Genomic DNA, 20,372 nt, shown 5'->3' with positions numbered 1-20,372 from the left:
CTCCGGGTTGTTGGAGTGGTTCAGGTTCAGATGCCTGACTGGGTCGCAAATGTTCCACGCGGAGCGCTTTCAGCCGGCACTGTGCGTTCGATCACGTGGCCCGGATCGGAACGCTGTTTCCATAACGCGGGCACCATCTCGCGATACACCGCGTAAAGGTTCGGATAAGCGGGCGGAAGCTGATCCTTGATGACTTCATGCAGACGCGGCAGCGCGTGGAACGGCACCATCGGCAGGAGATGGTGTTCGAGGTGATAGTTCATGTTGAGGTACAGAAAGCGAAAGACGGGATTGATGTAGACCGTGCGTGTATTCAGCCGATGGTCCTTCACGTTGACCGCGAGCCCCGCATGCTGCGTGAGGCCGAGCAACTGATGCAGCCAGCCGCCGTAATAACGCGGCGTCCACACGAACATGAGCGGCAGGAAACTATGGAGTGCGATAGCAAGTCCGATCGTGCCGATGACCACGAGCAGATAGATTCGGCACGACCAGATCATCTTCGGCTTTTCGGTGGCGGGGAGGAACGCGTCGGTGGCGGCATCTACTCGGCCGAACGCGTGTCTCACTACCTTGCGTATCTCGAGTGAAGTACCCAGCAGTCCGAAGAAATCGACGATGATCGGCCAGACCTTCGTCGGCCGTGCGACCTGGATTTCGGGATCTCGCTCCTGAAAGTACGTGTGCGTGTGGTGACGTGCGTGACTCCAGCGCCACCAGTACCCTTCGCGGATCGTCATGAACGAAGACAGGTGGTAAAAGGCGTCGTTGAGCCAGCGGGTCTTGAACGGCGTGCCGTGGGCGAGTTCGTGCCAACGGGCGTCGCTCGACGAATAGATCGTGCCGTAGACCAGGAAGGCGGGCACCGCCCACCACGTGCCCCAGCACAAGGCCGCCACCGAACCCGATACGACCAGCAGCAACAACCATGGCACGAAGTTACGCAGGCCCTCGGCGTCGCTGCGTTTCATCAGTTCCTTCAGGACGGCGCGCGGAATGCGTGGCTGGTACCACTGCTGGCCGATACGCTCGTCCAGGGTCGGATCGGTGAGGCCGGGCTTGGCCGCATCGGCGCCGATGCTGTCGGGAGTCGAGGACATGGGTTGTCTCCTGCTTTGAATGATATTCAAGCGATATTCAAGCGATGTTTGAGCGCTTCCCGTCAGTGCAACCACCGGGCGGCCTTCTTGTTGACACAACGATAGATGAGCGCAGCTTGCCGCTCACTCAAAAAAATGATGGGTTTCCATCAAGCGCGGTGGCGGACCGCATTGGCTATGGCCTGCCGAAATGGAAATTAAATTCCACCGGATTAACGCGTGAAATTCTCGTTGCGCTCGTTAAAGCGTTTTCTGTATGTGTGCGTGATGGCAGCGCAAGGCTGCGCTTATGGTCTGGGAGACCACGATGGAAGCCGTCTGGCCGACGGCTTACTTGCGTGCGATTGTCGGCGGGGCGTTCGTCAAGAAACGCTAGCCCGACAATGCAGCAGCTTTGCGCGAATCGCCGTGGTAGCGAACGCCAAAGGTCGAAAAAAAGCCATGCGCCGATTCAGCCTTCCGAGAATTTCAGCGCGTGCTCCAAAGCGCCTGCGCTGATCGGCTTGTGCAGATAACCATCGAACGGATCAAGGTCCTTGTCCCGAAGATCAGTCCTGCCGGTCACCGCGATGACGCACGCGTCGCGGGAGGCGCCTTCGTCGCGCACCCGCCGGCACAGTTCCCGGCCATCTGCGTCGGGCAACTCGATGTCGAAGAAGACGACATCGAAACTCTGCGCCTGGGTTAGCGCCATCGCAGAACGGCCGTCGTACGCAACTTGCACTTTGTGCCCCAGGCCAGATGCTATTTCACCAAAAGCGTCGGCTGAATCTTTATGGTCATCGATAAACAGGATGTGCACGATTTCCTCGCTGGTAGACGGTTGTCGCGGTTTTGGAAGCAGATGAACCGAACGAGATCGCGCGTTCGTGTTGAACACCTCGCAACGAAGATGCCAGCTTGAATCGACCCCCGTGGTGTGGGAACGGCACCTTCGTAGAGGCATCCAGGTCCGCCCAGTCAACGAGCGCTTCCGCCACGAATTCGAGTTCGTGCGCCATCAAAGGTCGTCGAGACTGACCTTGACCGCCCGGCTTACTGAATTAAGGTGAAGGCGATCCAGATTCTATGCGCAAAGAAACCCATCGTATTCGTGAAATCCCCTACGGACGCCCCTCAATGATAGCGTTACCATTCGCCCATTCAAGTGCGTTTGGTAGCGCTACCAAGGAGAATAAGCTTGTCCTCGAACCCCACGGCTCCCCGCAAGACCCCTGAACAATTACGCAGCTACCGCTGGTATGGCGTGAACGATCTGCGCTCGTTCGGACATCGTTCGCGCACCGCGCAAATGGGCTATCACCCGTCCGATTACATGGGCAAGCCGGTCATTGCCGTCGTCAATACGTGGAGCGAGCTCAACTCGTGCCACACGCACTTCAAGCAACGCGTGGAGGAGGTCAAGCGCGGCGTCTGGCAGGCCGGCGGTTTTCCGGTCGAGATGCCCGTGATGACGCTTGCCGAGCCGTTCCAGAAACCGACCACCATGCTGTATCGAAACTTCCTTGCGATGGAAACCGAGGAATTGCTGAAGTCGTACCAGTTCGACGGCTGCGTGCTGATGGGCGGCTGCGACAAGACCACGCCCGGCCTGCTGATGGGCGCGATCAGCATGAATCTACCGAGTATTTATCTGCCCGCCGGCCCAATGCTGCGCGGCAACTGGAACGGCCGCACGCTAGGCAGCGGTTCCGACACATGGAAATACTGGGCGGAATTGCGCGCCGGGAAGATCACGGAAGAGGAGTGGAAGGGCATAGAAAGCGGCATTGCGCGCTCGCCAGGTCACTGCATGACCATGGGGACCGCGTCGACCATGACCACCGCCACTGAATCGCTCGGCCTGACGCTCCCCGGCTTTTCATCGATACCCGCAGTCGATTCGCGCCACGCGCAGTTTGCGTCGCTGACCGGCCAGCGGATTGTCGAAATGGTCTGGACCGACCAGAAACCATCGGACATCCTGACCGCGAAATCCTTCGATAACGCCGTCACCACCGTACTTTCCATGTCCGGTTCCACGAACGCGATCGTGCATCTGGTGGCGGTGGCGCGCCGCGCGGGCATCGACCTGACGACCGCGCGCTTCGATGAACTCGCTCGCATCACGCCGGTGCTCGCCAACTTGCGCCCCGCCGGCAAATACCTCATGGAAGACTTCTTCTATGCAGGCGGTCTGCGCGCATTGCTCGTGGAGTTGGGCAGCCTGATCGACGGCACGCAGATGACGGTGAGCGGGTCGACGCTAGGCGAAAACATCGCGGGCGCGGAGATCTTCGACGAAGACGTGATCCGCAAACGCGCCAACCCGGTGGTGGAACGCGATGGCCTCGCGGTACTGACCGGCAACCTCGCGCCGGACGGCGCGGTCATCAAGCCGGCCGCAATGGAACAGCATCTGCTGAAGGCGCGCGGACCGGCCGTCGTGTTCAAGGATTACGCCGATATGGCGGCGCGCATCGACAATGAAGACCTCGACATCACCGCGCAGTCCGTCATCGTGCTGCAACACGCGGGTCCGGTCGGTGCGCCCGGCATGCCTGAGTGGGGCCAGTTGCCGATCCCGCAGAAGCTGCTGAAGCAGGGGGTGCGAGACATGGTGCGCATCTCGGATGCCCGCATGAGCGGCACGAGCTACGGCGCATGCGTGTTGCACGTGGCGCCGGAATCGTTCGTTGGCGGTCCGCTTGCGCTGGTGAAAGACGGCGACATAATCGAGCTGGATGTGCCCGGCCGACGTCTCCATCTCGATGTCAGCGACGAAGAACTCGCCGCTCGCAGGCAAGCGTGGAAGGCGCCGAAACGACCGTTCGAGCGCGGCTTTGGCGTGATGCATCAGCTTCACGTCACGCAGGCGAACAAGGGCTGCGACTTCGATTTTCTCGAAGAACCGGTAACCGCGTCGACGTCTGAAACCGTGGCAGCAACACCAAGCGCGCAGCGCGGCGAACCCGAGATTCACTAACCCCATTCAGAGCACTCCTTATGAACCCGACCGACACCCCCGTCAGCGATGCCGCGCTAGAACTGTTGCGCCACGTCAGCACCGCTACGCTTACCACTCAGTTGTTCAAACGCGGCTTGCGCAACGTGTTCCTGCAAGGCGTCGCGCCGCTCGTCAAACCTGCAGCGGGAGCACCGAATCTGGTGGGACCTGCATTCACCCTGCGCAATATTCCGGCGCGTGAAGACCTCGATCATGTGGGCGTATTCCAGGACCCCGATCATCCGCAACGCAAGGCGGTGGAGAGCGCGCCGCCGGGCAGTGTGCTGGTGCAGGACTGTCGCGGCGACCGCTCGGTGGCATCGGTGGGATCGATTCTCGCGCTCCGCTTGGCGAAGCGCGGCGTAGCAGGCATGGTCTCCGACGGCGCCGTGCGCGACAGCGGCACCATTTCCGAACTCGGTTTGCCGCTGTGGTGCGCGGGCGCGAGCGCGCCGCTGAACCTCGCGAAACATCATGCGGTGGATATGAACGTGCCTATAGCATGCGGTGGCGTGGCGGTGTACCCGGGTGATATTGTCGTCGCCGATGTGGACGGCGTCGTGATCGTGCCGCGCGAAATGGCGGAAGACGTGGCGCGCGATGCGACCGAGCAGGAGCAGCTGGAAATCTTCATCTCGCAACGCATTGATGAAGGCAGGCCGTTGCGCGGCACCTATCCGCCGAATGAAGAAACGCTCGCGGCCTACGCGCAATGGCGTGCGCAAAAACAAAGCTGAAAGTTCGACCTATAACAGCTCGCTGGCACGCAGCGGGCGCAGGAGACACGGTGAATACTGTTCCGCAAGCGATAGATGAAACACCGCTGATCAACCGGCTGGCATTCAGGCTGATGCCGCTGCTTGGCCTGCTCTACCTGATCGCGTATATCGACCGGTCGAACATCAGCTTCGCCAAGCTGCAGATGCTCGGCAGTCTTGGTTTGAGCGAAGTGGCGTACGGGCTTGGTGCGTCGTTGTTTTTCATCGGCTACCTGATCTTCGAAGTGCCGAGCAACGTGCTGCTGCACAAGTACGGCGCACCGCGCTGGATCGCCCGGATCATGCTGACGTGGGGCATTGTCACCGTACTGCTCGCGTTCACGAAAAACGCCACGACGTTCTACCTGCTGCGCTTCCTGCTCGGCGCTTCCGAAGCTGGGCTTTATCCCGGCGTCATTTACTACCTGACATTGTGGTTTCCATCGCGGCATCGGGTGCGGATGCTGGGGTATTTCACGGTGGGCAGCAGTCTTGGCAACATGGTGGGCGCGCCTGTTTGCGGCTGGCTGCTGGACAAGGGTGGGCTCCTTGGTCTGCAAGGCTGGCAGCTCGTGTTTATTGTCACGGGCATACCGTCGATTCTCCTGACTGCCGTCGTGCTCTTGTATTTGCCGGAGTCTCCACTCAAAGCGAAATTCATGTCGGATGCCGAAAAGAAATGGCTAGCCGACACGCTCGATAACGAACGCGCTCTCGCAGCACAAACGGAAGCGGGCAAGACAAATTTCCTGAGCGTGTTGACGGAACCGCGCGTGATCGGCATGGCGTTGTATTACATGATGCTGTCCATGTCGGTGTATGGCGTGAGCTATTGGCTGCCGACGCTCGTCAAGGGGTTCGGTGTCAGCAATACCGTCAACGGCCTGATCAACATCGTGCCGTGGCTGCTTGCGACTATCGTGCTTGCGTGGTTGCCGTCGAAGTTGCGCGCGGCCGACCGCACGATGACCGCGATGCTCTGTGCGTCCGTACTCGGCGTGATGTTCTTTCTCGGCAGCGTGTTCCTGCCGACCAATACGCTGCGTTTCATTGCGTTGAGTCTTGGCGCACCGTGCATGTATTTGCTGCTGCCATGTTTCTGGACACTGCCGCCCAAGTTCCTGACCGGCGCACGTGCGGCAGCCGGAATCGCGGCGATCAATTCGCTGGGGAATGTAGGCGGTTTTATCGCGCAGAACCTGGTGCCATGGGTCCGGCAGGTGAGCGGCAGCACGAAGGCGCCCATGCTGATTCCTGCGGCGTGTCTGTTTACGTTTGGTGTCGTCACGCTGATCTTGATTCGCCGTAATCGCCACGGCGGCACTCAGGAGACGGCCAATGGGCGCAGCGTGGAAGCGGCGTAGGGCGCAGCGTTATCGTTCTTATGACGACGCCCGGTCGGCGTTGTCTACAATACCGGCGTCAATCCCTCCCGCAACCCAGCGAACCATGCCGAACGACAAGCCGACTGCTGACCCCATCGACACCCAGGACGAAGCTCCGCTCGTCCCGGTCAAGCGCTCGCGCGGTGGTCCGAAGGGGCTGCGCATCACGGATGTCGCGGCGGTCGCGGGCGTCTCTCCCATCACGGTATCGCGTGTTTTCAACAATCCGGAATCGGTCGCGCCGGAAACGCTCGAGCGCGTGCGTCAGGTCGTGCAGAAACTGGGTTACGTGCCTAACCGGCTGGCGGGAGGATTGTCATCGTCAAAGTCGCGGCTGATTGCGGCGATTGTTCCGACCATTGCGCACTCGTTGTTCTCCGAGACCATTCAGGTGTTCAGCGAGACCATGTCGAAGGCCGGTTATCAGGTGTTGCTTGCGTTGAGCGGTTACAGCGATTCAAGCGAAGAAACGTTGCTCGACGCCGTCTTGAGCCGGCGTCCTGAAGGCGTGTTGTTGACGGGCGTGGCGCACACGGATTCGTTGCGCGAACGGCTGCGCAATGTCGGCATTCCGATCGTGGAAACGTGGGACATGACGCAGACGCCGATCGATATGCTCGTGGGCTTCTCGCACTATCAGGTGGGCGTTGCGGTCGCGGAGCGGTTTCTCGCGAGAGGCGTTTCGCATCCCGGCTTGGTATCGGCCAACGATGATCGCGCGATTGCACGCATCAGCGGTTTTCGGGAACGGCTGGCGCAGGCAGGGATCCACGATATAGCGGAGGTGATAGTGGCGCCGCCCAGTTCGGTGGCTATCGGCAAGACCGCATTGCCCATGCTTCTTGAGCAGATGCCCGAGCTCGATGCGGTTTTCTGCGGCTCGGACCTCCTTGCTATCGGCGTGCTCGGCGAGGCGAAGCGCGGGGGTATCGACGTGCCGTCGCAACTGGCCATCTGCGGTTTCGGCGATCTGGAGTTCGCTTCCGAAACGAGTCCGCAATTGACGACCGTGGGCGTGGACGGCACGCGTATTGGCGTAAGCGCAGCGCGCTGTTTGTTAGAGCGCTTGAAAGGCGTGACGGAAACGAACGTGGTGGATGTCGGGTTTCATATTGTCGAGCGGCAGACGGTTTGAGGTGGCCGACCTGCTCTCCTAGCCGAGCGTTGCAGGCCGATGGCCGAAGCCGTCCGTGAGCGCACTGGCGATCACGAACTCACGAATTTTTTCGAGGTGCCGTCTGTGGAACGTCCACGGTATCAGGCGGCGGTTTTGTAACTGGCCAATAACGATGCCAGGGTGCACGCCCATGCGCTGTGCAAAACCAACGATCTGATCTTCAGAAAACATTGGATTGACCCGAGCGATGAATTCTTCCAACTCATCGCGCGGCACGAGTTGACAGGCTGCATTCTCATTTGCGCGCTGTTCGAAATCGGGCTTGTCGGCGCTATCTGCTTCAAGCAGGTCGGCATCCAGGATGGGCGAAGTCATGCCCTCCTTGTGCGCGATGTGATCGAGTTCGTGATGCAGCGTGTGCCAAAAATTGTCGACGCGATCAAAGCGCATGGACAAAGCAATGACGGGTGAAGACTTGTCCAGCCAAAAGCAGGCTCCATCGATCTTGGAGCCCGGAAGAGCCTCCACCACAACAAAGCGGATACCGAACTCGGCAAGGATTTCAGGCACGCTTCGGGCGCGTTCCGCCTCGGTAAGGATTTCTTTCAGTCGCCCGATGAGGCTCGCAACGCGTGCCTGAGAAAACTTGGCTGCCGGCGCTGTTTCGGCGAGGCTTTTAGAGCGGAAAAACCACGCGAGCTGCGCGATTGGCGTATTCGTGTATTTCTGTTTTTTCGCAGCGAAACAGGTCGTGGGCTCGTCAGTGATAGCCTTTATTCCGAAGAACGTAAGCAATTGCTGCTGGAGGACGTCGACATTTTTCGTCGACTCTATCCAGCCTCTCTTGGTCATCTCGCGAACGGGAAAGCGGCTATGCAGTTCTGCTTTCCTGGCGATTTCCTCTTGTCCGTTTCTCACCTTGGAGAGCTGATACTGGCTCTCCAGATTCATCCACAAGTCAGGGCTGGTGCCAAGGGCTGCTGCCAGCAAGATCGCGGTCTCTGGCGTTACCGCTCGCTTGCCGCTGATTACTTCGCTGACGAGGCGAGTGTCCTTCCCAATGATCTCGGCGAATTCGACCTGCGTCCAGCCGCGTGCTTCCAACTCGTCCTTCAAGAATTCGCCGGGCGGGAAGACTTCCGCCGGAACGCGTGCACTCATGATGTTCCCCAGTTTTAGTGATAGTCCGCGATACTGATGATGACGACTACCTTGCCGTCTGTGCGTTTTTCTAATTTCAGTATCAAACGCCACTGGTCATTCAAACGCATTGAACATGTTCCTGCGCGATCGCCCTGAAGCCGCTCGAAGTGCGTTCCCCTGGACGCGTAGAGGTCTCGCTCATCCAAGGCGCTTCGAATGTACTGAAGACGCTTGCGATACGCCTTGACGACAGCGGGTGAGAAGCCCGCGCTGAAGCCTGCATCAGTTTCCAGTCGGTCGTAATCGTCGTCAGCGAACTCGATGTGCATTATTTTTAATTCTATACGTCTTTACACATAGCGTAAATATCGAAATTCAGGAAAATTAATTGTACCTTACATCGGACGCTCGAACGGGATTTACTTGCGACTGTGTCATCCTGTAGACAACGATGGAGGTTCGTTCCGAGCGTGTGTTCGACGGAGAGATATTTGATCAGACATCGTTGACGTACGGCGCATGGTCCACGCGCCAAATTTGATTCACATCAACAAAAACCCGAACACACGGGGTGATCGGTCCAAGAGATTTTCAATGAGCAACCACCCTAGGCCCCCACCTTATCCGCCAGGTCATTGAAGTCACGCGCGACCACGTCCCAATCTTCTTCTGCCTCTAAGTCCGTAGTCTGCCCCGGCCCATGTTCCGTCGGACGCGCAACAAACGCCGTCTTGTACCCGCATTGCCTCGCTGCCGCAAGATCGTTGTTATGCGCGGCGACCAGGCACATTTGCTCCGGCCGCAGACCCAGTACATCGGCGGTTCGTAAATACGCTTCGGGCATCGGCTTGTACGCCTGCACGACTTCCGCGCCCAGAATTGCGTCCCACGGAATGCCGGCGCGTTTCGCCATGTCCAGCATCAGAACGATGTTGCCATTCGATAGCGGCGCAATGATGCGAGTGGCCTTGAGCCGCGTGAGGCCGGTGAGAGAATCGGGCCACGGATCCAGCCGATGCCATGCCAGATTCAGCTCATCCACTTCCTGGGCCGGAATGCTGGCGGCATCAATTCCATAGTCCGCCAACACCGCCAGCAAGTTCTCGCGATGCAATACGTCGAGCCGGACAAATGCTCTCCGGCCGCTACGCACTTCCTCCATGGCAGGACCATACCGGCGACGCCAGGCATCGGCGAATTCCGCCGCGTCGATGCCATCGATCGGATGCCGCGCCAGAAACAGGGCCGCGTCGCGCGCCACGCCGCTGCGCCAATCCACGACCGTGCCGAATACATCGAATACCAGTGCTTTAACGCCGCGCAATGCCATCGCGTGTCCCATCCTCTAGTCCCATCTACGACGAACGCCACCGCCGTGATTAACGGCCCGAACCTATAGTTTGCACAACAAATTCACTTCGCGCCGTGCACGACCATTGCGCTACTGCGCTGTTCCGTTTCAACACGATTTCCCACGCGGTTGTTCCGAAACGGAACGCCCGAGCATTTTCATGCACAAGCGGAAAGCCCGCACAGCCCATGCCCATCTGGAAGACGCCCGTTGGCACACATCTCGCAAGCATGTTCCCACCGGTCGCGGCAATCATAGCCGCGGCGGTCATTCTCACCGACATGCGAGGAGCACGCACATGAATCACGCCGAGATGCAATTTTTGAACACCGATTTCCCGTACAAGAAGCAGTATGGCAATTTCATCGGTGGTCAATGGGTCAAGCCTGTAGGTGGTGAGTATTTCGATAATATTTCGCCGATCACGGGCGAAGCGTTCACATCGATTCCGCGCTCGCGCGAAGCCGATGTCGAACTCGCGCTCGATGCAGCGCACAAAGCCAAGACTGCTTGGGGCAAGACGTCGCCCGCCGAGCGAGCGAACATCCTGAACAAGATCGCCGACCGGATGGAGGCGAACCTGACGCGTATCGCGGTGGCGGAAACCATCGATAACGGCAAGCCGCTACGCGAAACCATGGCCGCCGATATCCCGCTCGCGATCGATCATTTCCGCTATTTCGCGGGTTGCGTGCGGGCTCAGGAAGGCTCGATTTCACAGATCGATGAAGACACGGTCGCGTACCACTTTCACGAGCCGCTAGGTGTCGTGGGGCAGATCATTCCGTGGAACTTCCCGATCCTGATGGCGGTGTGGAAACTGGCGCCTGCGCTAGCCGCCGGCAATTGCGTCGTGCTCAAGCCCGCTGAACAAACGCCCGCTTCAATACTCGTGCTGCTCGAATTGATCGAAGATCTGTTGCCGGCGGGCGTGCTGAACGTGGTCAACGGCTTTGGGCTGGAGGCAGGCAAGCCGTTGGCGTCGAACAAACGGATTGCCAAAATTGCCTTCACCGGCGAGACGACGACCGGCCGCCTGATCATGCAGTACGCGAGCCAGAACCTGATTCCGGTGACGCTCGAGCTTGGCGGCAAGAGCCCGAACATTTTCTTCGCCGATGTCATGAATGCCGACGACAGCTACTTCGACAAGGCCCTGGAAGGTTTCGCCATGTTCGCGCTGAACCAGGGCGAAGTGTGCACGTGCCCGTCGCGGGCGTTGGTCGAAGAGAGCATCTATGACCGCTTCATGGAACGCGCGCTCAAGCGCGTAGCGGCGATCAGCCAGGGACATCCGCTCGACTCGAAGACGATGATCGGTGCGCAAGCCTCGCAGGAGCAGCTTGAAAAAATCCTGTCATATATCGATCTCGGTAAGCAAGAGGGCGCTGAATGCCTGATCGGCGGCGAACGCAATGCGCTCGACGGCGAGCTGAAGAATGGCTATTACATCAAGCCGACCGTCTTCCGCGGTCACAACAAGATGCGCATCTTCCAGGAAGAAATCTTCGGGCCGGTGCTGTCTGTAACGACGTTCAAGAATGAAGCAGAGGCGCTGGAAATCGCCAATGACACGCTGTATGGCCTCGGCGCCGGCGTGTGGACCCGCGATGGCACGCGAGCTTATCGTTTCGGCCGTGACATCCAGGCCGGGCGTGTGTGGACCAACTGTTATCACGCGTATCCGGCGCATGCTGCGTTCGGCGGTTACAAGCAATCGGGTATTGGCCGGGAGAATCACAAGATGATGCTCGACCACTATCAGCAGACGAAAAACCTGTTGGTGAGCTATAGCCAGAAGCCGCTCGGTTTCTTCTGATCGAAGCGGTCATTTGATCGAAACGGCGAGCCGCTTTTGCGGCTCGTCATGTTGCGCATTAAGTGGAAACCCTTATGACCGAAGAAGAAATTTCGCGCGTGATCGCAACGCCGGCGGCAATCGAGCTCATCGATAAGCTGAAGGCCGAACACGGGCAGGTGTTGTTCCATCAGTCGGGTGGTTGCTGCGACGGCAGCGCGCCCATGTGTTTCCCCGTCGCCGAATTCATGGTCGGTTCGTCCGACGTCAAGCTCGGCGAGATAGGCGGCGTGCCGTTCTACATGAGCGAATCGCAATTCGAATACTGGCAGCACACGCAGTTGGTCATCGATTGCGTGCCGGGTAATGGCGGCATGTTTTCGCTGGAACGCCCCAGCGGGTTGCGTTTCCTGACGCGATCACGTCTTTTCGACGACACCGAATCTGCCTGGCTCGAACGCCATCCGGTGGAGCGTGTGACAGGGTGAAGGCGGGGTTAAACGCATAGTTAAACCCTGTAGCAGTGGTACATTGTCTCGATCGACCACGCGACGGGCGGAGCTATGCGACCGGCTCCCTCCGCGAATGCTGGCGGAGGAGACATTGCTTATGAACCCGGTTTCAATCGACCGTTCAAGCGGATCAAGCCGATCCGCGTTGCTGGCCAGCGATCACGCCGGCCACATGGAAGGGCTGGATATCATCAGGCAATCGCACGAACGCTCCCGCAGCTTCGGCCTGTCGGACACCATGCGGCCCGACTATGGCGTACTCGGTGAAGCCGATCTCCGGCTCAAGCGCGAGCAGAACCGCGCGCTCTCCACGCATGCGCTGCCCGTCATAGAAACGCTCTACGGGCAGATCGCCAACACGCATAGCATGGTCGTACTGACCGACTCTGAAGGGCTGATCCTGCATTCGCTAGGCGACGATGATTTCCTCGCCCGTGCCGACCGTGTTGCATTGCGTCCGGGCGCCCTATGGAGCGAACAGCAGCAAGGCACCAATGCAATAGGCACGGCCATCGCCTCACGCGACGCCACCATGGTGCTCGGCGACCAGCATTACCTGCGCGTGAACCGCTTCCTTGCGTGTTCCAGCGTGCCCATTCTTGATCCATTCGGAGAACTGCTCGGCGTGCTTGATGTCACCGGCGATTGCCGAGGTCACAGCCGTCACACCATGGCGCTTGCCAAGATGTCCGCGCAGATGATCGAGAACCATTTGTTCACCAGCGCCTTTCCTGAAGCATTGCGAATTCATTTTCACGGGCGTCCGGAGTTTATCGGCACGTTGATGGAAGGCATTGCTGCGTTCAGGGCAGATGGGCGTTTTCTATCGGCTAATCGCAGCGCGCAATTTCAGTTCGGCTTGCCGCTTGCATCGTTGCGCGCGCATACGCTGTCGTCGTTGTTCAACGTCTCGTGCGGCGAGTTGTTCGACCGGATGCGCAGCGGCGCGGGAACGCCTGTCGAGCGCACGATTTCGCTTTGCCTGCACAGCGGCGTAAACGTATTTGCTTACGCCGACCTGAGGCGTTCGACCGCCGTCGCACTCTCGACGGACACCCACGATGTCACCGATGTCGTGGCTCGCAAACGCGTATCCGAACCGCAGCCCAAGCTCTCCGGCTTGCGTTACCTGATGACCGGCGACGCCCAGGTTGCAGCGCTTGTAGAACGCGTGCGCAAGGTAATCGGTAAAAATATTCCGATCCTGATCGGCGGCGAGACAGGTACCGGCAAAGATGTCCTGGCGAGCGCGGTTCATCGTGACTCGCCGCGTAGCGACGGGCCGTTCGTTGCGGTGAATTGTGCATCGATCCCGGACACGCTGATCGAAGCGGAGTTGTTCGGCTACGAAGAAGGCGCGTTCACCGGCGCGTCCAAACGCGGCGCTTGCGGCAAGATCCTGCAAGCCGACGGCGGCACCTTGTTCCTTGATGAAATCGGCGATATGCCGTTCTCATTGCAAAGCCGTTTGCTGCGTGTACTGCAGGAGCGCACGGTGACGCCGCTCGGTAGCACGCGCGCCGTGCCGGTTGATTTCGCGCTGATCTGCGCGACCAATCGCAATCTGCGCGAGCGCGTCACCGCCGGCGAATTCCGCGAGGATCTCTACTATCGGATCAACGGTCTGCTGGTGACGTTGCCGCCATTGCGCGAGCGTACCGATCTAGCCGTGACCGTCGAAAAGATCCTGCGCGCCGAGCGCGCGACCGGTGCGCCCATCAGGGTTACACCCGAGGTGCTGGCGGCGTTCACCCGCCACCCGTGGCCAGGAAATTTCCGGCAACTGGCGAACGTGCTGAGGACCGCGTGTGCGATGCTCGACGACGATGAGACGTGCATAGACCTGGGCCATCTGCCGCAAGATTTCTTCGATGACGAACGCGACGCGAAGAACATTCAAGCGATCACGTCGCCGTCCAGGAAAGACAGCGCGCGCCTGGACGATCTCGCTTTGTCGGCCGTCGCCGCGGCGCTCGAGACACACGCCGGCAACATCTCGGCGGCCGCGCGAATGCTGGGCGTATCGCGTAACACGCTCTACCGGAAGATGGCTGCGCTCGACGAAACGCGGCGTCGATAACCTCGCTGTTGATTGAGACAAATGAGTGAGACAAATGTCTCATCAACTTCGATGGTGCACTGCGGTGTGATCTCCCGGAACACGCATGCTAAAACGTCACCATGCGTTTAAGTTTTCGGGTTGCAGCGTGTTGTGAATAGCGCGAGCGCACCGAATCTGCCGGAGGCTCTTCATGCCGTATGTTTCGCAGACCAGACACATCGACCGCGTGCGCAACGTGATAGAAGGCCGCACGAGCAGCCCCGGTGCTGATGCGTCGCGGCTGGCGTCGTCGTATAGACGCTCGCTGGAGCAATATCATCTCGATCCAGGCGCGACTATCGGTCCGCGCATCCTGACCGTTCCCGAATTACGCGATGTCCAGCAACGCCAGGAAACCGTGCTGCGTGCATCGGGGGAATGTCTTTCGCGGCTGCATGAAACCGTACGCGAAGCCGACTACTGCGTGATGCTGACCGATGCAGAGGGCGTGACCATCGACTACCGGGTCGATCGCGATCGCCGTCACGAATTCAAGCGAGCGGGTTTGTATCCCGGTTCATGCTGGTCCGAACGGGAAGAGGGGACATGCGGCGTTGCTTCAGTGCTGCTCGACGCTGAGGCGATCACCGTCCACAAGACCGACCATTTTCGTGCGGCATTCACCACGCTGACGTGTAGCGCATCGCCTATCTTCGGCGTGCAAGGCGAGTTGATCGGCGTGCTGGATGCGTCCGCGGTGCGCTCACCCGAAGAGCGCGAGAGCCAGCGCCTCGTCAACCATATCGTGAGGCAAAGCGCGCTGCTGATCGAGGACGGTTTCTTCCTCAATGCAACCACGCATTGCTGGGTCTTGCTCGCGCATCGCAGCCGGCATTACGTCGAGGCGCAGCCGGAAATACTCATCGCCTTCGATGCACGCGGTTACGCGATCGCGGCCAACCGGCGCGCGAAGGAATGTGTTCCGGGACTGGACAAGTTGCCGCGCCACGTCTCCGAACTCTTCGATATCCGCGCCGAGCGCCTGCTCGATGCACGTCCTGGCCGCGATCTCATCTCCTTCAGGTTGGTGGGCTCGGGTTCCCCGCTGCATGCGCGTGTCAGGCCGCCTGTCGTGCGCGCTTCCCGAAGCCCGGCGCCTGCGCCAAGCGAAGCCGCTAAACCTGCAACGCAACCCGCGTTGTCTGAGGGTGAAGCACTGGAGCGAACCCGCATACTCGCTGCGTTGACCGACGCCAAATGGCGGCCCGCCATGGCGGCGCAGACACTGGGCTTATCGCGGGCGACGTTGTACCGGCGCATAGCGAAGTTTGGAATAGTGGCGCCGCACAGGCGCTAGCACTAAATAAGCGTTTTCATTTTAGCGGGCACAGAACCCGTTTTTTTTAATCGATACCAATCGATACTTAGTGATCCGTATCTCATGGAGGAACGACCATGTCTGAGCAGAATCCGAACCAAACCATTACCCATATCCTGGAGACATTCGAAGCCGCGCTTAAAAGCGGCGACACAGCGGCGGCCGTTGCGCTATTCCAGCCCGATGGTTATTGGCGCGACCTGGTCGCGTTCACCTGGAACATCAAGACGATGGAAGGCCGCGAGCAGATTGCCGCGATGCTGGATTCGCAGCTGGACACGGTCAAGCCTTCCAGGCTGAGGATTGCCGATAACGAAACGGCGACCGAAGCGGACGGCGTGACGCAAGCCTGGATCACGTTCGAGACCGGCGTTGCGCGCGGCACGGGTTTTATCCGCGTGAAGGACGGGCAGATCTGGACGCTGCTCACGACCATGACCGAACTCAAGGGCCACGAAGAACCAAAAGGCATCAAGCGGCCGATGGGCGCCGAACACGGCGCGCGTACCGACCGCACCAGCTGGAAGGAGAATCGCGAGGCTGAATTGCAGAAGCTGGGTTATGAGAAGCAGCCGTATTGCCTGATCGTCGGCGGCGGACAGGGCGGCATAGCGTTAGGCGCGCGGCTGCGGCAACTGGGTGTGCCAGCCATCATTGTCGATAAGAACGAGCGGCCCGGCGACCAATGGCGCGCTCGCTACAAGACCCTGTGCCTGCACGATCCTGTCTGGTACGACCACATGCCGTACCTGCCGTTCCCCGACAACTGGCCGGTGTTTTCGCCGAAGGACAAGATTGGCGACTGGCTCGAGATGTACACCAAGGTGATGGAGCTGAACTACTGGGGATCGACCACGTGCACGTCCGCGAAATACGATGAGGCTGCGGGCGAATGGATCGTGGAAGTCGAACGCGGCGGCGAAAAGCTGACCCTTCGGCCGAAGCAGCTTGTGCTCGCCACGGGCATGTCGGGCAAGGCAAATACGCCGAAGTTCAAGGGCATGGATGTATTCAAGGGCGAGCAGCATCATTCGTCGAAACATCCGGGACCGGATGCTTACAAGGGCAAGAAGGTTGTCGTGATCGGCGCGAATAATTCGGCGCACGATATTTGCGGCGCGCTATGGGAAGCGGGCGTGGATGTGACCATGGTGCAGCGTTCGTCCACGCACATAGTGAAGTCGGACTCGCTGATGGACCTGGCGCTGGGCGATCTTTACTCTGAGCGCGCGGTAGCGGCGGGCATGACCACGATGAAGGCCGACCTGACGTTTGCATCGGTACCGTACAAGATCCTGCACGAGTTCCAGATCCCGGTTTATAAAGCGATCAGGGAGCGTGACGCGGAGTTTTACGACCGGCTGGAGAAGCGGGGTTTCATGCTCGATTTCGGCGATGACGACTCGGGCCTCTTCATGAAATACCTGCGGCGCGGATCTGGCTATTACATTGACGTGGGCGCGTCGGATCTTGTCGCGGACGGCAAGATCAAGCTGAAGAGCGGCGTGGACGTGGTCGAGTTGAAAGAGCATTCGGTCGTGCTCAGCGACGGCAGCGAACTTGAAGCGGATCTGGTTGTGTACGCGACGGGTTATGGGTCGATGAACGGCTGGGCGGCAGATCTTATATCGCGTGAGGTGGCGGATAAGGTAGGCAAGGTGTGGGGATTGGGATCCAATACGACCAAGGACCCGGGGCCGTGGGAAGGTGAGCAACGGAACATGTGGAAACCTACGCAGCAGCAGGCGCTGTGGTTCCACGGTGGTAATTTGCATCAGTCGCGGCACTATTCGCAGTATTTATCGTTGCAACTCAAGGCGCGGATGGAGGGGATTCCAACGCCGGTGTTCGGCTTGCAAGAGGTGCATCATTTGTCTTGATGGCAGGTTGTAACTGACGCTTTGCAACGGAGTGTCAGCCGTGCCCGGCAGTGGTCGATTCTCTATCGATTGCTGCCGGGCACGTGTGTTTTGGGGGCGCTCTCACAATCACCCGCAGCAGATCCACCCGGGATGAGAGGCGACCGGCGCTCGATTCTTTCAAGTTTTCGTGCAGCGAGTCGATATAGATAGAGCGTGAGCCGTTGCCGAGAGTTCGACTTTCCCACATTGGGCCGACTCTCATGGCCGCTTCTTTTCCGTGCTTCGGACATTTGTTTTTATATAAGAGGCTAACGCTCGACAATCATTTGATGCTCACGCTGTCGTGCGCGAATGCCGCGAGAGAGATCCACGCAGTTCGGATCACATATTATGGAATACCCCATGCTTGCTGGTAGCTACAATAGTTTGCTCGTCTTGTTCTCGCTGCTCGTTGCGATTCTGGCCTCGTATACCGCGTTGGACATGGCGGGCCGCATTTCAACCTCACAGGGACGGGCAGCCTTTGGGTGGCTGGCAGGCGGCGCATGCGCCATGGGCACGGGCATCTGGTCGATGCACTTTGTCGGCATGCTGGCCTTCAGCTTGCCGATTTCGCTCGGTTATGACCCGACGATCACCGTTCTTTCGCTTCTGATCGCCATTGCGTCGTCGGCGTTCGCGCTATGGCTCGTGGGCCAGAACGAATTGCCCTTGCCGCGATTGATCGGTGGCGCTGTATTGCTCGGCGCCGGGGTCACGGGTATGCACTATACGGGCATGGCCGCGTTGCGCATGACGCCCGGAATCCGCTACATCCCGTCCCTTTTTATCCTGTCGGTGATCATCGCGATTCTTGCGTCTGGCGCGGCGCTATGGATTGCATTCCACCTGCGCCGCCATTCACCCGCGGTTCGGCCAATGCGCGCAGGAGCAGCGGTGGTGATGGGCCTTGCGATTGTCGCGATGCACTATACCGGCATGGCTGCAGCGCAGTTTCCGCTTGGGAGCGTGTGCGGCGCCGTGCGTGAAGGGGTGAGCGCCGGATGGCTGGCGCTTGTGATCATTGTCGTCACGCTGTCTGTACTCACCATCGCACTGGTGATTTCAGTTCTTGACCTTCGGCTGGAGGCACGCACCGCCGTATTGGCGGTCTCACTCGCTAAGGCCAACCAGGAATTGACCTACCTGGCATTGCATGACGCCCTCACCAAGCTGCCCAACCGCATGCTGCTGGAAGACCGGCTCGGCAGGGCGATCCAGAGTGCTGATCGCGAGCACGGCCGCTTCGCCCTGATGTTCATGGACCTGGACGGGTTCAAAGCGGTCAATGACGCCTACGGCCATCATCTCGGCGATCTGTTGCTGGTCGATGTCGCGCAACGCATCGGGGTGAACGTTCGCGCACAGGACACGATCGCCCGTGTGGGGGGAGATGAATTCGTGCTGCTCGCGGAGGTTGCCGAACCGGCAGATGCGGCGACCCTCGCCGACAAGATAGTGACCGCCATGCGAGAGCCGTTTCAGCTTGCCGGCCGCGAGTTGCGCGTGTCGACCAGCCTTGGTATCGCGATGTATCCCGGCAATGGTTTTGATCAGGAGGACCTGCTGATCAATGCGGATGCCGCGATGTATCACGCTAAGGCGCTAGGACGAAATACCTACTGCTTCTTCGAAGCCTCCATGAACGCCAATGTGCATGAGCAATTGCAGCTTGTGCAAGATCTGCGCGCGGCGGTGGATCGGAAGCAACTGATCTTGCAATATCAACCCAAGTTCGTGGCGCCTCACGGGCCGGTCATTGGCGTGGAAGCGCTGGTGCGTTGGCGGCATCCCACTCGCGGGTTGATATCGCCGGACGAGTTCATCCCCTTGGCGGAGAAAACCGGCTTGATCGTGTCAATTGGCGAATGGATTCTTGATGAGGCCTGCCGGCAAATTGCGGTGTTGCGCAACGCAGGCCACCACGACCTGACCATGGCGGTCAACCTGTCGGCATTGCAATTCACGCATGCGAGTCTGATTCGAACCGTGCGGGAGACCTTGGAGCGCCACGTGCTGAAACCTAGCTGCCTGATGCTCGAGATCACCGAGTCCACGGCGATGCACGATGTCGATGCAAGCCTGCGAATCCTGGAGCAACTGCACGATATGGGCGTGCGTATTTCCATCGACGATTTCGGCACCGGCTATTCAAGTCTCCTGTATCTGAAGCGGCTACCGGCAAGCGAGCTGAAAATCGACCGCGGGTTTATACGTGACCTGGCACGCGACACGGAGGACGCAGCGATTGTGTCGGCCATCGTGGCGCTGGGCCAGACGCTCAATTTGAAGATCGTCGCGGAGGGGGTGGAGACACGGGCACAGCAAGAATTCCTGACTCGTCTTGGCTGCGATTCCCTGCAAGGTTTCCTGCTTGGTCATCCGATGTCGGCAGATGATTTGATCGACGTGCTGTTGTCAGATGGTGTCCTGCAAGGGGCAGCGCTAGGGCGCTGCGTCAGTGAGGTTGATGTGCTGTTGGCGCCGGTTGAAGGACACGCGGGTTGATTGGCGGAGTTCTGGCCGCTATTGTTGGCAAACGGAATTAGTTGGACTAACGCGCGGTTCGTTAGACTCGAAAGCACGGAATTGCTTGGACTGCCCGGAATCGGCAGCGACAGTCAACAAATGCCGTAGCAGTGGGGCGTTCGTTTTGAGAAGGCGACCGGTACTTTACGACCCCTGAGCGACCATCGTCTTTCTCAGCAGGAGTCGTTCATTGAGGAAGCTCAGATGACTAGAATCCGCATCATTCTGAGTTTTTCAAGGTCAGCACATACACGGAATTGCCGTTACCTTGCGCTAACGTTTTTCCATCTGGGCTAACGGCGATACCACGACGACCGGAAGAAAACGTACCCACCTCCGCCCCGGTCAATGCTTCGATAATCAGACTTTTTTC

The 20,372-nt window shown here is 59.3% G+C and carries 14 protein-coding genes and 1 pseudogene; 10 read left to right on the top strand and 5 right to left on the bottom strand.

The genetic code is table 11. The features are described 5' to 3' along the window. Positions 1 to 26 precede the first annotated feature (26 nt). Together ACSOSP_RS23085 and ACSOSP_RS23080 are read right to left on the bottom strand one after the other, a co-directional pair. Positions 27 to 1,100: a fatty acid desaturase family protein gene (locus ACSOSP_RS23085; protein WP_455313232.1), complete on the bottom strand. Its 1,074-nt coding sequence runs from the start codon at positions 1,098 to 1,100 to the stop codon at positions 27 to 29. 451 nt (positions 1,101 to 1,551) lie between these two features. Further along, positions 1,552 to 2,046, bottom strand: a complete 495-nt coding sequence (locus ACSOSP_RS23080; RefSeq protein WP_455313231.1) for a response regulator — start codon at positions 2,044 to 2,046, stop codon at positions 1,552 to 1,554. A 234-nt stretch (positions 2,047 to 2,280) separates the two neighbouring features. Here ACSOSP_RS23080 and araD point away from each other — a divergent pair, with 234 nt between their 5' ends. From araD to ACSOSP_RS23060, 4 genes are all read left to right on the top strand, one after another. Next, positions 2,281 to 4,065 carry an L-arabinonate dehydratase gene (gene araD, locus ACSOSP_RS23075; RefSeq protein ID WP_455313230.1) on the top strand — a complete coding sequence of 595 codons (1,785 nt, stop codon included), beginning with the start codon at positions 2,281 to 2,283 and terminating at the stop codon, positions 4,063 to 4,065. 20 nt (positions 4,066 to 4,085) lie between these two features. After that, positions 4,086 to 4,823 (top strand): ribonuclease activity regulator RraA, encoded by a 738-nt coding sequence (locus ACSOSP_RS23070; protein WP_455313229.1) that lies wholly within the window; start codon positions 4,086 to 4,088, stop codon positions 4,821 to 4,823. Positions 4,824 to 4,873: 50 nt separating this feature from the next. Beyond that, the gene (locus tag ACSOSP_RS23065) at positions 4,874 to 6,208 is read left to right on the top strand and encodes an MFS transporter (RefSeq protein WP_455313228.1); all 1,335 of its coding nucleotides are present in this window, start codon (positions 4,874 to 4,876) and stop codon (positions 6,206 to 6,208) included. 85 nt (positions 6,209 to 6,293) lie between these two features. Further along, positions 6,294 to 7,364: a LacI family DNA-binding transcriptional regulator gene (locus ACSOSP_RS23060; protein ID WP_455313227.1), complete on the top strand. Its 1,071-nt coding sequence runs from the start codon at positions 6,294 to 6,296 to the stop codon at positions 7,362 to 7,364. An 18-nt stretch (positions 7,365 to 7,382) separates the two neighbouring features. On the opposite strand, the gene ACSOSP_RS23055 is transcribed toward ACSOSP_RS23060, so the two are convergent. The 3 genes and pseudogenes from ACSOSP_RS23055 to ACSOSP_RS23045 all read right to left on the bottom strand — a co-directional run. Then, positions 7,383 to 8,507, bottom strand: a complete 1,125-nt coding sequence (locus ACSOSP_RS23055; RefSeq protein ID WP_455313226.1) for a HigA family addiction module antitoxin — start codon at positions 8,505 to 8,507, stop codon at positions 7,383 to 7,385. A gap of 14 nt (positions 8,508 to 8,521) precedes the next feature. Then, complete coding sequence (locus tag ACSOSP_RS23050) at positions 8,522 to 8,818, bottom strand: type II toxin-antitoxin system RelE/ParE family toxin (protein WP_455313225.1); 297 nt, start codon at positions 8,816 to 8,818, stop codon at positions 8,522 to 8,524. Positions 8,819 to 9,096: 278 nt separating this feature from the next. Further along, positions 9,097 to 9,819: pseudogene (locus ACSOSP_RS23045) on the bottom strand (haloacid dehalogenase type II); the annotation flags it as partial. Between the two features lie 319 nt (positions 9,820 to 10,138). Between ACSOSP_RS23045 and adh the strand changes: the two are divergent. From adh to ACSOSP_RS23015, 6 genes are all read left to right on the top strand, one after another. Then, the gene (gene adh, locus ACSOSP_RS23040) at positions 10,139 to 11,659 is read left to right on the top strand and encodes an aldehyde dehydrogenase (protein ID WP_031360062.1); all 1,521 of its coding nucleotides are present in this window, start codon (positions 10,139 to 10,141) and stop codon (positions 11,657 to 11,659) included. Between the two features lie 74 nt (positions 11,660 to 11,733). Next, the gene (locus tag ACSOSP_RS23035; protein ID WP_455313224.1) at positions 11,734 to 12,126 is read left to right on the top strand and encodes a DUF779 domain-containing protein; all 393 of its coding nucleotides are present in this window, start codon (positions 11,734 to 11,736) and stop codon (positions 12,124 to 12,126) included. Positions 12,127 to 12,247: 121 nt separating this feature from the next. Next, positions 12,248 to 14,230 carry a sigma-54-dependent Fis family transcriptional regulator gene (locus tag ACSOSP_RS23030; protein WP_455313223.1) on the top strand — a complete coding sequence of 661 codons (1,983 nt, stop codon included), beginning with the start codon at positions 12,248 to 12,250 and terminating at the stop codon, positions 14,228 to 14,230. Positions 14,231 to 14,402: 172 nt separating this feature from the next. Then, on the top strand, positions 14,403 to 15,548 hold the full coding sequence (locus ACSOSP_RS23025) for a GAF domain-containing protein (protein ID WP_455313222.1): 1,146 nt from the start codon (positions 14,403 to 14,405) through the stop codon (positions 15,546 to 15,548). Positions 15,549 to 15,646: 98 nt separating this feature from the next. Further along, positions 15,647 to 17,449, top strand: coding sequence for an NAD(P)/FAD-dependent oxidoreductase (locus ACSOSP_RS23020; protein WP_455313221.1), 1,803 nt, complete (start codon positions 15,647 to 15,649; stop codon positions 17,447 to 17,449). A gap of 384 nt (positions 17,450 to 17,833) precedes the next feature. Next, entirely contained in the window at positions 17,834 to 19,978 is a 2,145-nt protein-coding gene (locus tag ACSOSP_RS23015; protein WP_455313220.1) for a putative bifunctional diguanylate cyclase/phosphodiesterase, read from the top strand. Positions 19,979 to 20,372: the final 394 nt, after the last annotated feature.

The sequence above is a fragment of the Caballeronia sp. KNU42 genome, from assembly GCF_053760385.1.
The sequence above is the reverse complement of the archived record's forward strand: the minus strand, read 5'-3'. Positions and strand labels throughout refer to the sequence as shown.

What these genes read in the sequence shown, in the direction of transcription:
- ACSOSP_RS23015 (WP_455313220.1), top strand. Translation starts at nt 17,834, where the DNA reads ATGCTTGCTGGTAGCTACAATAGTTTGCTCGTCTTGTTCTCGCTGCTC.
- ACSOSP_RS23085 (WP_455313232.1), bottom strand. Translation starts at nt 1,100, where the DNA reads ATGTCCTCGACTCCCGACAGCATCGGCGCCGATGCGGCCAAGCCCGGC.
- ACSOSP_RS23035 (WP_455313224.1), top strand. Translation starts at nt 11,734, where the DNA reads ATGACCGAAGAAGAAATTTCGCGCGTGATCGCAACGCCGGCGGCAATC.
- ACSOSP_RS23060 (WP_455313227.1), top strand. Translation starts at nt 6,294, where the DNA reads ATGCCGAACGACAAGCCGACTGCTGACCCCATCGACACCCAGGACGAA.
- ACSOSP_RS23020 (WP_455313221.1), top strand. Translation starts at nt 15,647, where the DNA reads ATGTCTGAGCAGAATCCGAACCAAACCATTACCCATATCCTGGAGACA.
- ACSOSP_RS23030 (WP_455313223.1), top strand. Translation starts at nt 12,248, where the DNA reads ATGAACCCGGTTTCAATCGACCGTTCAAGCGGATCAAGCCGATCCGCG.
- ACSOSP_RS23070 (WP_455313229.1), top strand. Translation starts at nt 4,086, where the DNA reads ATGAACCCGACCGACACCCCCGTCAGCGATGCCGCGCTAGAACTGTTG.
- adh (WP_031360062.1), top strand. Translation starts at nt 10,139, where the DNA reads ATGAATCACGCCGAGATGCAATTTTTGAACACCGATTTCCCGTACAAG.
- ACSOSP_RS23050 (WP_455313225.1), bottom strand. Translation starts at nt 8,818, where the DNA reads ATGCACATCGAGTTCGCTGACGACGATTACGACCGACTGGAAACTGAT.
- ACSOSP_RS23055 (WP_455313226.1), bottom strand. Translation starts at nt 8,507, where the DNA reads ATGAGTGCACGCGTTCCGGCGGAAGTCTTCCCGCCCGGCGAATTCTTG.
- ACSOSP_RS23025 (WP_455313222.1), top strand. Translation starts at nt 14,403, where the DNA reads ATGCCGTATGTTTCGCAGACCAGACACATCGACCGCGTGCGCAACGTG.
- ACSOSP_RS23080 (WP_455313231.1), bottom strand. Translation starts at nt 2,046, where the DNA reads ATGCCTCTACGAAGGTGCCGTTCCCACACCACGGGGGTCGATTCAAGC.